The organism is Micromonospora sp. NPDC049282 (assembly GCF_043197045.1).
Taxonomy (GTDB): Bacteria; Actinomycetota; Actinomycetes; order Mycobacteriales; family Micromonosporaceae; genus Micromonospora.
The window spans coordinates 1-16,374 of record NZ_JBICSL010000012.1 but is presented as its reverse complement, the minus strand read 5'-3'; the positions used below and the strand labels follow the sequence as shown (position 1 = coordinate 16,374).

Annotated in this window: 12 protein-coding genes; 11 read left to right on the top strand and 1 reads right to left on the bottom strand. The window is 74.2% G+C overall.

The window, feature by feature from the left end; all coding sequences use genetic code 11:
- The first annotated feature begins 3 nt into the window (after positions 1-3).
- From ACGFI2_RS19610 to prfA, 7 genes are all read left to right on the top strand, one after another.
- Positions 4-1,248, top strand: coding sequence for an MFS transporter (locus tag ACGFI2_RS19610; RefSeq protein ID WP_393518829.1), 1,245 nt, complete (start codon positions 4-6; stop codon positions 1,246-1,248).
- Positions 1,249-1,311: 63 nt separating this feature from the next.
- Positions 1,312-2,214: a homoserine kinase gene (thrB, locus tag ACGFI2_RS19605; RefSeq protein WP_393518826.1), complete on the top strand. Its 903-nt coding sequence runs from the start codon at positions 1,312-1,314 to the stop codon at positions 2,212-2,214.
- A 339-nt stretch (positions 2,215-2,553) separates the two neighbouring features.
- Entirely contained in the window at positions 2,554-4,650 is a 2,097-nt protein-coding gene (rho, locus tag ACGFI2_RS19600; protein ID WP_393518823.1) for a transcription termination factor Rho, read from the top strand.
- Between the two features lie 222 nt (positions 4,651-4,872).
- Positions 4,873-7,836 carry a phosphodiester glycosidase family protein gene (locus ACGFI2_RS19595; protein ID WP_393518820.1) on the top strand — a complete coding sequence of 988 codons (2,964 nt, stop codon included), beginning with the start codon at positions 4,873-4,875 and terminating at the stop codon, positions 7,834-7,836.
- Positions 7,837-8,328 (top strand): hypothetical protein, encoded by a 492-nt coding sequence (locus ACGFI2_RS19590; RefSeq protein WP_393518817.1) that lies wholly within the window; start codon positions 7,837-7,839, stop codon positions 8,326-8,328.
- 345 nt (positions 8,329-8,673) lie between these two features.
- Entirely contained in the window at positions 8,674-8,898 is a 225-nt protein-coding gene (rpmE, locus tag ACGFI2_RS19585; protein ID WP_393518814.1) for a 50S ribosomal protein L31, read from the top strand.
- A gap of 88 nt (positions 8,899-8,986) precedes the next feature.
- Positions 8,987-10,075 carry a peptide chain release factor 1 gene (gene prfA / locus ACGFI2_RS19580; protein WP_393518811.1) on the top strand — a complete coding sequence of 363 codons (1,089 nt, stop codon included), beginning with the start codon at positions 8,987-8,989 and terminating at the stop codon, positions 10,073-10,075.
- A 66-nt stretch (positions 10,076-10,141) separates the two neighbouring features.
- On the opposite strand, the gene ACGFI2_RS19575 is transcribed toward prfA, so the two are convergent.
- Positions 10,142-11,695, bottom strand: coding sequence for a diguanylate cyclase domain-containing protein (locus ACGFI2_RS19575; RefSeq protein ID WP_393518808.1), 1,554 nt, complete (start codon positions 11,693-11,695; stop codon positions 10,142-10,144).
- Positions 11,696-11,768: 73 nt separating this feature from the next.
- On the opposite strand from ACGFI2_RS19575, the gene prmC reads away from it, so the two are divergent.
- The 4 genes from prmC (at position 11,769) to ACGFI2_RS19555 (ending at position 16,193) form a co-directional block, all read left to right on the top strand.
- A complete protein-coding gene (prmC, locus tag ACGFI2_RS19570) occupies positions 11,769-12,716 on the top strand; it encodes a peptide chain release factor N(5)-glutamine methyltransferase (RefSeq protein WP_393518805.1) in 948 nt (315 codons plus the stop codon).
- Positions 12,716-13,360: an L-threonylcarbamoyladenylate synthase gene (locus ACGFI2_RS19565; RefSeq protein WP_393518803.1), complete on the top strand. Its 645-nt coding sequence runs from the start codon at positions 12,716-12,718 to the stop codon at positions 13,358-13,360. The genes prmC and ACGFI2_RS19565 overlap by 1 nt, the downstream gene beginning before the upstream one ends.
- Positions 13,361-13,972: a phosphotyrosine protein phosphatase gene (locus tag ACGFI2_RS19560; protein ID WP_393518801.1), complete on the top strand. Its 612-nt coding sequence runs from the start codon at positions 13,361-13,363 to the stop codon at positions 13,970-13,972.
- Positions 13,973-14,084: 112 nt separating this feature from the next.
- Complete coding sequence (locus ACGFI2_RS19555; RefSeq protein WP_393518798.1) at positions 14,085-16,193, top strand: transglycosylase domain-containing protein; 2,109 nt, start codon at positions 14,085-14,087, stop codon at positions 16,191-16,193.
- Positions 16,194-16,374 lie beyond the last annotated feature (181 nt).

The window sequence follows — 16,374 nt, the reverse complement described above, 5'->3', positions numbered from 1 at the left end:
GGCGTGTCACCCACCCTCTCGGTCCTCGTCCGCAACCGCGACTTCCGGAACCTGTTCTTCGCCGAGCTGGTGGTCTTCGGCGCCGACTGGTTCGTCATGGTGCCGCTGCTGGTGCTCCTGCCGGACCTGACCGGCAGCGGGGTCTGGGGGGCGTTGGTGCTCGCCGTGGACACCGGCACCACCGCGCTGCTGCTGCCGTACGCCGGCACGATCGCCGACCGGTTCGACCGCCGCCGGGTCATGATGGCGGCCAACGTGGCCGCGCTCGTCGGCATCCTGCTGCTGCTCGGCGTCCGCTCCGGTCAGACGGCGTGGCTGGCGCTGGTGGCGATCGCGATCGTGGCGGTGGCGAAGGCGTTCTACTCGCCCGCCGCCCAGGCCGCCCTGCCCAACGTGGTCGACCCGGCGGACCTGGCGGCGGCCAACGCGGTCGCCGGCTCGGCCTGGGGCACGATGACCGTGGTCGGCGCCTCGCTCGGCGGCATCCTCAGCGCCGCGTCCGGGCCGTACGTCAGTTTCTGGGTGGCCGCCGTGGGCCTGGCCGGGGCGGCGGTCCTGGCCGCGCTGATCCGTCGGCCCCTGCAGGCGCCCCGGGACCCGGCGGCGAGCGTGCCGCGCACCGTGGCGGCGATCCGCGAGGCGCTCGGCTACATCGCCCACCGGCCACGCGTGCTGGCGCTGGTCACGGTGAAGTCGGCGGTCGGCCTGGGCAACGGCGTGCTGACCGTCTTCCCGCTGCTCGCGGGCGTCTACGGGGTCGGCGCGGTCGGCGCCGGTCTGCTCTTCGCGGCCCGGGGCGCCGGCGCGCTGGTCGGCCCGATCCTGATGCGCCGGGTGCTCAGCAACCGGGCCTGGCTGCTCACCGGCCTCGCGCTGTCCATGTCGATGTACGGCCTGGCCTATGTGGGCGCCTCGGCGGTGTCCTGGTTCCCGCTGGTGCTGGTTCTGGTCTTCCTGGCCCACCTGGGCGGCGGCAGCAACTGGGTGCTGTCCAACTACGCCCTGCAGGGCGAGGTGCCGGACCGGCTGCGCGGCCGGGTCTTCGCCACCGACATGATGCTGGCCACGCTGGCCATCGCGGTCAGCCAGCTGGTGGTGGCGCTGGTGGTGGACCGGGTGGACGAGCGCACCGTGCTGGCCGGCTGCGGCCTGGTCACCGTCGTCTACGCGATTGGCTGGCGCTTCGCCACCCGGCGCCTCTCCCTGACCGACCCGGCCGAGGCGTCCGCCCCCGGACGGGCCGGCTGACCGGCCGTTCCCAGGCTCCGGGCGGTTCGGGCGGTGGTCGTACCCAGGTCATAGCATGATCCGGTGCCGACGACTTTCGCCTCCGGTCCGGTCCGGGTCCGGGTGCCCGCGACCAGCGCCAACCTCGGCCCCGGCTTCGACGCGCTGGGGCTGGCCCTCGGCCGGCACGACGACGTCACCGCCGAGGTGACCGACGGCGACGTGCGGGTGGTGGTCACCGGTGAGGGCGCCGGTGAGCTGCCGTCGGACGACCGGCACCTGGTGGTGACCGCCATGCGGGCCGCCTTCGACGTGCTCGGCGCGCAGCCCGCCGGCCTGGCGCTGGAGTGCGTCAACCGGATCCCGCAGGCCCGCGGTCTCGGCTCGTCCTCGGCGGCGATCGTGGCCGGGGTGCTGGCGGCCCGCGCGCTGGTGGCGGACGGCGCGCGGCGGCTGGACGACGACGCGGCGCTGCGGCTGGCGGCGGAGCTGGAGGGGCATCCGGACAACGTGGCGCCCTGCCTGCTCGGCGGGTTCACGATCGCCTGGACGGAGTCGACCGGCGCTCGGGCGGTGTCGCTGCCGGTGGCGCCGGCCGTCCGTCCGACCGTCTTCGTGCCGGCCGAGCGGGGTCTGACCTCGGTGGCCCGGGCCGCGCTGCCGGCCACCGTGCCGCACGCCGACGCGGCGTCCAACGCCGGTCGGGCCGCTCTGCTGGTGCACGCGCTGACCGCCGACCCGGGTCTGCTGCTGCCGGCCACCGTCGACCGCCTGCACCAGGAGCAGCGGGCCCCGGGGATGCCGGGCACCGCGAAACTGGTGGCTGAGCTGCGTGAGGCTGGTGTGGCGGCCGTGGTCAGCGGGGCGGGGCCGACGGTGCTGGCGCTCTCCGACGTGCCGACCGGGTTCGAGGCGGGAACAGATTGGCGCCGTTGGGAGTTGCCGACAGATGTCAGCGGGGCCCGGGTTTTCCGGGGTAGACTTTGACACGCCGAGCGGGACCCTGTTGCCGCAGGTCGGAAGAGTTGATTACGCTCTAGACCGAGCACAGCCGCGAAGCATGCGATCTTCCTGCGGTTCGGCGCACCCCCGAAGCTCTCGGCGGTCAGCCCGTCACCCCTGCCCAAGGCCTACGCCGCACCGCAGTTTCCACAGGTCGCCGCAGACGGCGAGACCTGCTCACCGAGGTTGGTGAGTCGGGAGACCGCCCGGCTGCTGTGTTACAGACTCCCGCGACGCGTCCATGCGAGGCGGGTGCACCGAGGCCGCCCGGCCACCTGGTTCCACGACTCCGGGCAGTCCCGGCCTATCGAGGGAAGGAATCCATTGAGCGACACCACCGACGTGACGTCGGATGTTTCCAACGTCGCTGGCGATGCCACCACCGCCGCCCCCACGCGCCGTCGGCGTAGCGGTACCGGCCTGTCGGCGATGCTGCTGCCGGAGCTCCAGAGCCTGGCCGCGTCGCTCGGCATCTCTGGTACGGCTCGCATGCGCAAGGGCGAGCTGATCAGTGCGATCACCGAGCGGCAGGGCGGCGCCGCCGCCGGAACCCCTCGACCGCGGGCCGAGGTCGCGGCCGCGGCGGCTCCCGCACGCGAGGAGGTGCACGCCGAGGTCCGCGAGGAGCGGGCCGAGGGCGAGCGTCGTACCGCCGAGCAGGCGCCGGCCGCCGAGGTGACCGAGGGTCGTACCCGCGGACGCCGCAGCCGGGCCACCGCCGCGCCCGCCGAGACGCGCCCGACCGAGACGCGCGCCGAGGAGGCCCCCGCCGAGACCGGCGACCGGGCCGAGCGCGGCGGCGACCGGGCCGAGCGCAACGAGGACCGGGGCCGTGAGCGGGCCGAGCGCGGCGGCGAGCGTGCCGACCGCGGTGACCGCACCGAGCGGGGCGAGCGGGGCGAGCGGGGCGAGCGTGCCGAGCGGGGCGATCGTGCCGAGCGGGGCGACCGCAACGAGCGGAGCGATCGTGCCGAGCGCAACGATCGGGGCGAGCGCAACGACCGTGGCGAGCGTGCCGAGCGCAACGATCGGGGCGAGCGCAACGACCGTGGCGAGCGTGCCGAGCGCAACGATCGGGGCGAGCGCAACGACCGGGGCGACCGTAACGACCGGGGTGACCGCAACGACCGGGGTCCCCGCGCCAACGACAACGACGACGACGACGAGGGCGGCGGCCGGCGGGGCCGGCGCAGCCGGTTCCGGGACCGTCGGCGCGGTCGTGGCGAGCGTGGCGAGGGCGGCGACGGCGGTGGCGGCGGTGGCGCCCGCGAGCCGCAGGTCGGCGAGGACGACGTGCTCGTCCCGGTCGCCGGCATCATCGACGTGCTCGACAACTACGCCTTCGTCCGGACCACCGGCTACCTCGCCGGCCCGAACGACGTGTACGTCTCGATGTCCCAGATCAAGAAGTACGGCCTGCGCCGCGGTGACGCCATCACCGGCGCGGTGCGGGCGGCCCGGGACGGCGAGCAGCGGCGCGACAAGTACAACCCGCTGGTCCGGCTGGACACGATCAACGGCATGGAGCCGGACGAGGCGCGGCGCCGGCCGGAGTTCTACAAGCTGACCCCGCTCTACCCGCAGGAGCGGCTGCGGCTGGAGACCGAGCCGCACATCCTGACCACCCGGGTGATCGACCTGGTGATGCCGATCGGCAAGGGTCAGCGGGCGCTCATCCAGTCGCCGCCCAAGGCGGGCAAGACGATGGTGTTGCAGGCGATCGCGAACGCGATCACCCGTAACAACCCGGAGTGTCACCTGATGGTGGTGCTGGTGGACGAGCGGCCCGAAGAGGTCACCGACATGCAGCGGTCGATCAAGGGCGAGGTCATCGCGGCCACGTTCGACCGTCCGCCGCAGGACCACACCACGGTGGCCGAGCTGGCGATCGAGCGGGCGAAGCGGCTGGTCGAGCTGGGTCACGACGTGGTCGTGCTGCTCGACTCGGTGACCCGGCTCGGGCGGTCGTACAACCTGGCGGCGCCGGCGAGCGGCCGGATCATGTCGGGCGGTATCGACTCCACCGCGCTCTACCCGCCGAAGCGCTTCCTGGGCGCCGCCCGCAACATCGAGAACGGCGGCTCGCTGACCATCATCGCCACGGCGCTTGTGGAGACCGGTTCGATGGCGGACACGGTCATCTTCGAGGAGTTCAAGGGCACCGGCAACGCGGAGCTGAAGCTGGATCGGAAGATCGCGGACAAGCGCGTCTTCCCGGCGATCGACATCAACCCCACCGGTACGCGTAAGGAAGAGGTCCTGTTCGCGCCGGAGGAGCTGGCGATCATCCACAAGCTCCGCAAGGTGCTGCACTCGCTGGACTCGCAGGCGGCGCTCGACCTCCTGCTGGACCGGCTCAAGCAGTCCCGCACCAACATCGAGTTCCTGATGCAGATCGCGAAGTCCACCCCGGGCGAGTGACCTGACGGATCCGACGACGAGGGGCACGGCCGCCGGCCGTGCCCCTCGTTCGCGCGGGCGTGTCGCGGACCGAAGCCGGCCTGGGTTCGGACGGTATACCGCTCTTGAGAAGAGCGTGGGCGCCGGTCGACACGCCCACGCTCAGCGCGGGGGATGAAGTTTTTCTACGGTTAAGCCATGGGGTATTGAAACTTCTGTTCATCGTCGGGTTGACTGTCGTCCATGCGAATCCGCAGACGATCCGTCCGTCTCACCGGCGTCCTGCTGCTCACCCCGCTGCTCACCCTCGCCGCTCCGGCGCCGTCCGCCGCAGGGTCGGCCGCGACGCTGTCGCCCCAGGTCCAGGCCCAGGCCACGGCGGCCGAGGACGCGCCGGCGGCGTCCTCCCGTCCCGACTCCGCGGTCGCGCTGGCCGGCGTCGAGCCCGCCGACGGCCTGGAGACCGCCAGGACCACCCGTCCGGTCGCGCCCGGCCTGGACCTGACCTCCTTCGACCGGTACGACGCCGCCGGCTGGCTGCGGGCCGACGCCCTCACCGCCGACCTGTCCGGCGGGTTGACCGTGGACTACGTCAACTCCGGCGCGGTCACCCGGGACGAGCCGCTACGGACCGCGGTGGACCGGTCCCGCGCCGTGGCGGCGGTCAACGGCGACTTCTTCGACATCAACAACTCCGGCGCTGCCCAGGGCGTCGGCATCCGGTCCGGCGAGCTGGTGCAGTCGCCGGTCGCCGGCCACCCCAACGCGGTCGGGATCGACGCCCGGGGCGTCGGGCGGGTCGTCGAGGTCGGCTTCGAGGGCGCCGCCGCGCTGCCCACCGGGCCGCTGTCGCTGACCCAGTTCAACAACATGGTGCAGCGCGGCGGAGTGGGTGTCTTCACCCCGCTGTGGGGGTCGTACCCCCGGCAGCGGGCGGTGGAGGGCGCCGCCCGGGTGGTCGAGGTGACGCTGACCGGCGGCCGGGTGGCCGGCGTGGCCACCACGGCGGGGGAGGGACCGATCCCGGCCGGCAGCATCGTGCTGCTCGGCCGCGAGGCCGGCGCCGACGCGCTCGCCGCGCTGCGTCCCGGCGACGCGGTGGACGTGTCCTGGCGTCCGCGTTCCTCCGACGGCGGCGACCTGCGCGCCGCGGTGGGCGGCGGCAACGTGCTGGTCCGCGACGGGGTGGTGCAGACCGTCGCCGACCAGTCGCTGGCCCCGCGTACGTCCGTGGGCTTCTCCGCCGACGGCCGCAAGATGATCATGCTGACGGTGGACGGGCGGCAGGTGGACAGCCGTGGCGTCACGCAGACCGAGATGGGCCGGATGATGGCCGAGCTGGGCGCGGCGAACGCGCTCAACCTCGACGGTGGCGGCTCGTCCACGCTGCTGGCCCGCGAGCCGGGCGCGGCGGCGGTCCAGGTGGAGAACAGCCCGTCCGACGGCACCGAGCGGGAGGTGCCGAACGGGCTGGCGGTCTACGCGCCGAAGGGCAGCGGCCGGCTCACCGGCTACTGGCTGGAGACCGCGAGCGACCCGACCGCCGCGCCGGGCGTGGCCCCGGTGCGCGGCGGGCGGCCGGACCGGGTCTTCCCCGGCCTCACCCGGCGGCTCACCGCCGCCGGCTACGACGAGACGTACGGGCCGGCTGCCGGCGAGCCGCGGTGGCGAGCCACCCACGGCCGGGTGGACGGCGACGGCGTGTTCCGGGCCGGCAGCCCCGGCCGGAGCACCGTCACCGCCGCGCGCGGGCGGGCCCGTGGCACGCTCGACCTGACCGTGCTCGGCCCGCTGGAGCGGGTCGACGCCACGGTCGACCGGGTCGGCCTCGACCGGTCGGGCGACACCGGCCTGTTCGGCGTGGTCGGCTACGACGCCGAGGGGAACACCGCACCGATCGAGCCGGCCGACCTGACCCTGGATTACGACCGCGACCTGCTCTCCGTCACGCCCACCACCGACGGCAACCTGGCCGTCAAGGCGCTCGGTGGCGCCGGATCCGCGCTGGTCACCGCCCGGGTGGGCGCCCGCACCACGGTGCTGCCGGTGACCGTCGGGTTGACCGACGTGCCGGTGGCCGGTTTCGACGACGCCGCGTCCTGGCGGTTCAGCCAGGCCCGGGCCGCCGGCTCGGTCGCCCCGGCCGACGGGCACACCGGCACCGGCCTGCGGATGTCGTACGACTTCGACCAGTCCACCGGCACCCGGGCCGCGTACGCCGACCCGCCGGCCTGGATCGACGTGCCCGGCCAGCCGCAGGCGTTCGGCATGTGGATCAAGGCCAACGGCGCCGGCGAGTGGCCGAGCCTGCACCTGCACGACGCGCAGGACACCCAGTTCGTGCTCCGCGGCCCGTACCTGGACTGGACCGGCTGGAGGTACGTCGAGTTCGCGGTGCCACCCGGCGTGCAGTACCCGGTGCGGGTGCGCCGGTTCTACGTGGCCGAGACCGACCCGGCGAAGCAGTACCGCAGCGAGGTGGTCATCGACGACCTGGTGGCCCGGGTGCCGCCGGACGTGCAGGCGCCGCCGGAGCCGAACCGCACCGACCGGGTGGTGCTGCGCGACGGCACCGTGGACGCCGCGCCCTGGCGTTTCGCGGTGCTCTCCGACGCCCAGTTCGTCGCCGCCGACCCGGACAGCGAGCTGGTCGCCCAGGCCCGCCGTACGCTGCGCGAGGTCCGTGCCGCCCGGCCGGACTTCCTGATCATCGACGGGGACTTCGTGGACACCGCCTACCCGGCCGACTTCGCGCTGGCCAAGCGGATCCTCGACGAGGAGCTGGGCGGCCAGGTGCCCTACCACTACGTGCCGGGCAACCACGAGATCATGGGTGCGCCGATCGACAACTTCCGGAGCGTCTTCGGGGACACCTCCCGGGTCCTCGACCACCGGGGCACCCGCTTCGTCACCCTGTCCACGGCCACCGGTTCGCTGCGCGGGGGCGGGTTCGACCAGGTGGAGCTGCTGCGCCGGACGCTTGACGAGGCGGCCGCCGACCGGTCCGTGGGCTCGGTCGCGGTGCTCTTCCACCACCCGCCGCGCGACCCCAGCCCGGCCAAGGCCAGCCAATTCGGTGAACGGAAGGAGGCGGCCCTGGTCGAGCAGTGGCTGGCCGACTTCCAGCACCGCACCGGCAAGGGCGCTTTGATGGTCAACGGGCACGTGGGCACGTTCCACGCCGACCGGGTGGACGGTGTGCCGTAGGTGGTCAACGGCAACGCGGGGAAGGACCCGTCGACGCCGGCCGGGCAGGGCGGGTTCACCGGCTGGACCGAGTTCGGAGTCGATCCGGTGACGCCCCGGGAGGCGGAACGGGCCCGCCGTGACCCGCTCGCGGAGGGCCCGGCGTGGGTCGCCGCGGAGACCCACGCCCACGTCGACCGGTTGGCGCTGAGCGCGCCGGCCGAGGTGCGGGTCGGCGCCCCGGCGGCCGTCGCCGCCACGCTGACCCAGCCGGGCGGCCGGCGGGTGCCGGTGACCGCGCCGGTCAGCGCCGACTGGGCCGGCTCGCCGAACCTGCACGTCGGGAGCGCCTCCGGGGTGCGGCCCTGGCACGTGGCCCGGTTCGACCCGGCGACCGGGCAGCTCACCGCGCTGCGGCCGGGCGGACGGGTGTTGCTCACCGTCACCGTCAACGGCGTCCGCGCCGAGGCGACGGTCACCACGGCGGCGGCGCAGGCGCGCGCTGCCGCGTGAGTCCCGGCGAGGGCTCCTCGACCTGGGGGAGGAGCCCTCGCCGAGCCCTCGCATCCCGCCTCCGTCCCTCGTCGGTCATGACGTTGGCTGCGACAGAACGGACAGACGTCCCCGTCAACTTCGTGATCGACAGGGTCGGGGGCCGGGTGCGGGAGTGGCGGGGCGGAGGGTGGGAATGCGGGGAGATGGCCGGGCGTTGTGGCGGGCGGACCTGCTGTGCCGGCTGGCCGTCGCCCATGGCACACTGGTCAATCGGCCACCGGTTCCGGTTCACGCCCGAGCCCGTCGCGACGACGGGAGCACCGAGGGCGACCCGGCGACCACCCACGAAAGGACCGAGGCGACATGAAGTCGAACATTCACCCGGAGTACACGACCACCGAGGTCCGCTGCTCCTGCGGCAACACGTTCACGACCCGCAGCACCGCCAAGGGCGGCGCCATCAGCGTCGAGACCTGCAGCGCCTGCCACCCGTTCTACACCGGTAAGCAGCGCGTGCTGGACACCGCCGGTCGGGTCGCGAAGTTCCAGCAGAAGTACGCCAAGGTTCAGGCGAAGAAGGCCAAGTAGCTCCGTCGACGACGCCCGTGTCCGGCTCTGTGCCGGGCGCGGGCGTTCGTCCGTTTTCGCCGGTTTCATCCGAAGGAGCCTCCGCAGCATGAGCAGTGAGCGCCTGGTCGCCCTCCTCGACGAGTACGCCGAGCTGGAGAAGCGGCTGGCCGACCCGGCCCTCCACACCGACCAGGGCACCGCCCGGCGGGTCGGCCGGCGGTACGCCGAGCTGGTCCCGCTGCACAAGGCGGCCGGCGAGCTGGAGCAGGCCCGGGCCGACCTGGTCGCCGCCCGCGAGCTGGCCGCCGAGGACGCCTCGTTCGCCGTCGAGGCGGACACCCTCGCGGCCGCCCTGCCGGCGTTGGAGGAGCGACTCGCCGAGCTGCTCATCCCGCGTGACCCGCACGACGCCAAGGACGTGATCGTCGAGATCAAGGCCGGCGAGGGCGGCGAGGAGTCGGCGCTCTTCGCCGGCGACCTGCTGCGGATGTACACCCGGTACGCGGAGCGGCGGGGCTGGCTCACCGAGGTGATCGACGCCCAGGACTCCGACCTCGGCGGGGTGAAGGACGTCTCCCTGGCGATCAAGACCAAGGGCGTGCCCGACGGCGGTAACGGGGTGTGGTCCCGGCTCAAGTGGGAGGGCGGCGTGCACCGGGTGCAGCGGGTGCCGGTGACCGAGTCGCAGGGCCGGATCCACACCAGCGCGGCCGGTGTGCTGGTGCTGCCCGAGGCGGAGGACGTGGACGTCACCATCGACCCGAACGAGCTGCGGATCGACGTGTTCCGCTCGTCCGGGCCGGGCGGCCAGTCGGTCAACACCACCGACTCGGCGGTCCGGATCACGCACGTGCCGACCGGCATCGTGGTCTCCTGCCAGAACGAGAAGTCGCAGCTGCAGAACCGCGAGCAGGCGATGCGGATCCTGCGCGCCCGGCTGCTCGCCGCGGCGCAGGAGCAGGCCGACGCGGCGGCCTCGGACGCCCGCAAGGCGCAGGTCCGCACCGTGGACCGCTCGGAGCGGATCCGCACCTACAACTACCCGCAGAACCGGATCACCGACCACCGGATCGGCTACACCGCGTACAACCTCGACCTGGCCCTGGCCGGCGAGCTGGACGGGGTGCTCGACGCGCTGGCCGAGGCGGACCGCGCGGCCCGGCTCGCCGGCGGGACCGAACTGTCCCGCCACTGACCGCTGGGTGTTGACCGGGGGCCCCGCCTGTACCGGAGGCGTTAACAGGGGGCCCCGCCTTGCACCTCAGCTGGCGCGGAGCCGGTCCTTGGCGCGCAGCATCTCCCGGTCGGCCAGCTCGAACGCGGCGCCGAGCGCCTCCCGGACGCTGATCGTGGTGCTGCCGTCGACCTCGGCGAAGCCGATGGTCACCCCGACCGGGGTGCCCGGGACCAGGGACTCCCAGTCCTCGGTGCGCACCGCCGCCTCGATCCGCCGGGCCACCTCGACCGCCTCCGACATGCCGGTGTCGGGCAGCACCACGACGAACTCGTCGCCGCCGTAGCGGGCCACGAAGTCACCCCGCCGCATCACCCGGTTGATCACACCGGCCACCCGTTGCAGCACGAGGTCGCCCGAGTGGTGGCCGTGGCGGGTGTTGACCGCCTTGAACCCGTCGAGGTCGCAGACGCCGATCACCACCCGCTCGCCCCGGGACACCACCGCGCCGAGGTAGCGCTCCAGCCGGCGCCGGTTGGGCAGCCCGGTGAGCGGGTCGGTGAGCGCCTCGCCCTCGTACCGGGCCGCCTCGCGGCGCATCTCCTCGTGGTCGATCCGGGCGGCGATGCCGTCGATGTAGACGTCGCGCAGGCGGTCGCTGCGCCGGGCGGCCAGCCGGAACGCGTGCCGGTCCGCGCGGTGCGCGCCGGCGTGGTCGCCGGCCCGGGCGAGCGCGATGCTGCGCAGCCGGGGCGGTTCGGCCGCGCCCAGCGTCTCGTCGGAGACCCGGATCGCGTCCAGCCGGGTGACCGCCTCGATCGGCCGGCCGGCCGCCACCGCCAGGCAGACCTGGCCGAGCTGGCGCAGGTCGCGGGCGCGGGCGCTGTCCCCGCCGTGGCCGAGCAGCCGGTTCGGGTCGGCGTCCCCGGCGGACTCCACCCGGTCGCCGAGCGCGGCCCGCCGGGCGGCGGCGTACCCGTAGGCGGCCAGGCTGCTGGGCCGGATGTTGCCGGCCCGCCCGCCGCGCAGGAACCGGGCCAGGTCGCCGGCCACGTCCCGGAGCACCCGGAGGCAGCCGTCGCTGTCGCCGTTGTGGTCCAGCGCCACCGCGTTGCGCAGCCGGATGCCCGGCGCGGCGAACGTCTCCTCGGGAATGCCGGCGCTCAGCCCGACCTCGCGGGCCCGTTCGATCGCGCCGAGCGCGTGGCCGTGGAAGCTGAGGTAGGAGTAGGCCATCGCCAGGTCGTGCCAGCCCCAGGCGGTGTCCCGGTCCGGGGTGTCGTCGGCGCCCAGCGCGCGGGCGGCCCGGACCAGGTGCATGACGCACCGGTCGAGCGCGCCCTGGTGGTGGGCGGCGAGCGCGGCGAGCGCGTTGAGGTGCCCGTGCAGGTAGGGCTCGGCCAGGTCCCGGACGGCGGCGGAGGCGTCCTCGACGGCCCGGGTGAACTCGGCGGTCCGACCGAGATTGATCAGCGCGGACAGGCGCTGCACCAGCGCGTCGGCCCGGGCGTACGGGTCGGCGGTGGTGCGGATCACGCGATCCAGCAGGACGCACGCCTCGGCGGAGCGGCTGGCCTCCTGCAACGCGCGCGCGCTCCGGAGGGCGTCAACCTGGTCCTCGACCTGGTCGAGCCAGCCCACTCGCGACCTCCCTGCCGTGTGCGCCCGGACGCACCCGCTCGTGTGGTGACCCGCGACGCTTCATGATTATTGCGTGAGCACACTGCCGCAACACCCGTCCGAAGGGACAGAACGCGAACGCGTCTCGATGGTGGTCGCCCGGACGGCCCGGGCGCTGGCCGAGGCCGGCGTCGAGTCGCCCCGGGCGGAGGCCGAGCAACTGGCCGCGTACGTGCTCCAGGTGCCGCGCGGCCGGCTGGCGCTGGCCGACGGGTTCACCGCGGACCAGCGCGACCGCCTCGACGCGCTGGTCGACCGCCGGGTGGCCCGGGAGCCGTTGCAGCACCTCACCGGCACGGCCGGTTTCCGGCACCTGGAGCTGGCGGTCGGCCCGGGCGTCTTCGTGCCCCGGCCGGAGACCGAGCTGCTGGCCGGCTGGGGGATCGACGCGGCCCGGCGGCTCGCCGCGCCGCTCGTGGTCGACCTGTGCAGCGGCTCCGGCGCGATCGCGCTGGCGGTCGCGCAGGAGGTGCCGTCGGCCCGGGTGGTGGCGGTGGAGCGGGGCCCGGCCGCGCTGGCCTGGCTGCGCCGCAACGCCGCCGCGCGGGCCGACGCGGGGGACCGGCCGGTCGAGGTGGTGGCCGCCGACGTCACCGACCCGGAGCTGCTGGCGGAGCTGGCCGGCCGGGTCGACGTGCTGCTCTGCAACCCGCCGTACGTACCGCGGTCGGTGTCGGTGCCGCCGGAGGTGGCCGGCCACGATCCCGACGAGGCGGTGTTCGGCGGCGCGGACGGGCTGGACGTCATCCGCCCGGTGGTGCGGCGGGCCGGGACGCTGCTGCGACCGGGTGGGGTGATCGGCGTCGAACACGACGACACGCATGCCGCGGCGGTGCCGGCGGTGTTCGCCGGCGACGGCCGGTACGAGCGTGTCGAGGCGTATCGGGACCTGACCGGGCGGCCCCGGTGGGCGACCGCGTCCCGGCGTGCGGACGGCCGTCACGCCGACCCCGCCCCGGCGTGGCAGACTGACTTCTCGTGATGCTCTACGACTGTCGGTCGCCCGCCGACCGGGACCGCGGCATCGCCGCTGCCATCGAGGCGGTCAAGAACGGGGAACTCGTCGTCCTGCCGACCGACACGGTCTACGGCATCGGGGCGGACGCGTTCACGCCGTACGCGGTGAAGGCCCTGGCGGACACCAAGGGTGGCGCCCGGCAGGCGCCCCCGGTGCTGATCGGTTCACGGCACACGCTCGACGGCCTGGTCTTCTCGCTGCCGCAGGTGGCCCGCGACCTGGTCGAGGCGTTCTGGCCGGGCGCGCTGACGATCGTGGTGGAGCACTCGCCGAGCCTGGCCTGGGACCTGGGCGACACCAGCGGCACGGTCGCGGTGCGGATGCCGTTGCATCCGGTCGCGCTCGAGGTGCTGCGGGAGACCGGGCCGATGGCGGTGGCCTCCGCCAACAAGATCGGCCAGCCGGCCGCGCTCACCGCCGAGGAGGCCCGCGACCAGCTCGGTTACGGCGTCCGGGCCTACCTGGAGGCCGGGCCGGCGGTGGATCCGGTGCCGAGCACCATCGTCGACCTGACCGGTGAGGTGCCGCGGGTGCTGCGGCAGGGCGCGGTGACGTTGGCGAAGCTGCGTGAGGTGGCGCCGGGCCTCCTCGACGAGCGGGGGTTCTGAGTGCCGCCGTTCACCGTCCTGCACGTCTGCATGGGCAACATCTGCCGGTCGCCGATGGCCGAGCGGCTGCTGCTGCTCGCCGTCCGGGAGCGGCTGGCCCGGCTCGACGTCGACCCGGCCGGCTCGGACGCGTTGGTGCACAGCCACAGCGCCGGCACCGGCGGGTGGCACGCCGGTGAGGAGATGAACCCGCCGGCGGCGCGGCAGGTGACCGCGCGCGGTGGCGAGGTGGCCGGGTTCGCCGCCCGGCGGCTGCGCTCCGACCTGATCGACGCCGCCGACCTGGTGCTCACCGCCACCGCCGACCAGCAGGAGTACGTGGTGGCGCTGCGGCCGGACGCCGCCGGGCGCACGTTCGTGCTGGGTGAGTTCGGCCGGCTGCTCGGCGCGCTGGACCGGTCCGCCCTGCCGCCGGCCGAGCCGACGCCGGAGGCGGTGCACGCCCGGGGCGTGGCGTTGGTGGCGGCCGCCGAGGCGGCCCGGCAGGGCGCCTCCGCGTTGTCCACCGACGATCTCGACGACCCGTGGGGTCGGGGCGACCAGTGTTTCAGCCGGGTGGCCGACGAGATCGAGGAGACGGTCCAGCCGCTTGCCGCGGCGCTGCTGCCCTGAGGTTCATCCTTTCTCGCGAACTTCCTGCGCATTTCCCGGAACGTGACGGCGGAAAGCGTGGATCCGGTCATTCTGGACGGGTCCGTACGGCCGGCTCCTGCGGGGAGAGCTGATGAACCGCGCCCATCTCGACAAGCTGTTCACCGTTCTGTTGGCCGGCGTGCTCGCCGGCCTGGCGCTGGCCGCCGCGGCGCTGCCGGCCGCGCTGGTCCTCGGGCTGGGCGTGCGGAACCTGATGCCGTACACCGAGCTGCCGGAGGCGCTCAAGGCGCCGCAGCCGGCGCAGCGCTCCAACCTGTACGCCGACGACGGCCGCACGCTGATCACCTCGTTCTACGTCGAGGACCGGGTGGACGTGCCGGTCGGCGAGGTCGCGCCGGTGATGCGCGACGCCATCGTGGCCGCCGAGGACGCGCGCTTCTACGAGCACCACGGCGTCGACGTGCGCGGCGTGGTGCGGGCGTTGACGGCCAACCGCAAGGAGGGCACCCGGCAGGGCGCCTCCACGCTGACCATGCAGTACGTGCGCAACGCGCTGGCCGGTGACCCCCGGCTGACCGAGCGGCAGCGGGCCGCGGCCACCGAGATCACCGCCGGGCGCAAGATCCGCGAGATGCGGTACGCGCTGACGCTGGAACGGCGGATCGGCAAGGACGAGATCCTCGGGCGCTACCTCAACATCGCCTACTTCGGAGCCGGGGCGTACGGCATCGCCGCCGCCAGCAAGCGCTACTTCTCCACCACCCCGGACCGGCTCACGCTGGGCCAGGCGGCCATGCTCGCCGGGCTGGTGCGGGCGCCGGACCACGACGACCCGATCAACGGCGACTCCGGCGCGGCGCTGGACCGCCGCGCGTACGTGCTGGACCGGATGGCGGAGACCGGCCGGGTGAGCCCGGCGGACGCGGCGGCGACCAAGGGCACGCCGCTCGCCCTGAAGCCCAACGCCACCCCGAACGACTGCGCCGCGGTGCCCGCCGGCCACAACGACTGGGGCTTCTTCTGCGACTGGTTCACCCAGTGGTGGAACGCCCAGCCGGCCTTCGGCAAGACCGTCGACGAGCGGCAGCGCACGCTGCGCCGCGGCGGCTGGTCAATCGTCTCCTCGCTCGACCCGGACGTGCAGGCCAAGGCGAGCGAGCAGGTGCGGACGATCTACCCGGAGACGATCCAGCGCGCCGCGCCGACGGCGGTGGTGCAGCCGGGCACCGGGCGGGTGCTGGCGCTGGCCGTGAACCGCGGCTACGGCTCCGACAACCCGGACGGGCAGCAGAACTACCCGAACACGGTCAACCAGCTCGTGGCCGGGGGCGGCGGCATCGTCGGCTATCAGGCCGGCTCGACGTTCAAGCTCTTCGCCCTGCTGGCCGCGCTGGAGGCCGGGATGCCGCTGGACACCGAGTTCGACGCGCCCCGCGTCTACGTCACCAAGTACCCGGTCGACGGCGGCCCGGCCAGCTGCGGCGGCCGGTGGTGCCCGGCGAACGCCAACACGTACTGGATGGACGGCGACCGGGACATGTGGGACGCGTTCGGCCGCTCGGTGAACACCTACTTCGCCTGGCTGACCGAGCGGGTCGGCGCGGACCGGGTGGTCGAGATGGCGGAGCGGCTGGGCATCGTGTTCCGCTCGCCGCAGGACGCCCGGATGGCCCGCGAGGGGGCGGCGAGCTGGGGGCCGTTCACCCTGGGGGTCTCCGCCACCACGCCGCTGGACCTGGCCAACGCGTACGCCACCGTGGCCGCCGAGGGCACCTGGTGCCGGCCCACCCCGGTCGCCTCGATCACGGATGCGACCGGCCGCCGGGTGGCCGCCGGTGACACCGACTGCCGGCAGGTGCTCGACACCGAGGTGGCCCGCGCGGCGGCCGACGCCAGCCGCTGCCCGGTGGGCGACCAGTCGATGTACCGGCGCTGCGCCGGCGGCACGGCCGAGGAACTGGCCCCGGGCCTGCGCCGGCCGCTGGCCGGCAAGACCGGCAGCTCGGAGCGGAACGCCACCGAAACCGTGGTCGCGTTCACCCCGCAGCTCGCCGTGGCCACCATCGCCGCGAACCCGGACGACCCGCGCGACGCGGTCGGCGGCGGCGTGCAGAAGCGGCAGATCCCCGCCGTCGGGCGCATCCTCGCCTGGGCGCTGCGCGACCAGCCGGTCCGCGACTTCGTCCCACCCGGCGAGCCCGTCGCCTTCCACCAGACCACCCCCCGAACCGGCAACTGACCCCGCGCACCCCCACCCCCACCCGCCCCCGCGCGCTGTTTCATGGAAAGAGTGGCCACTCCGCCTGGAATGGCCACTCTTTCCGTGGAGTAGTTCCATCTTGTTTGGGCTGGTGGGGTGGGGTTGACGGTGGGGTGTCTGGTAGTTGGTGGGCTGGTCGGGGGGTGGTTGATCTTCGGTT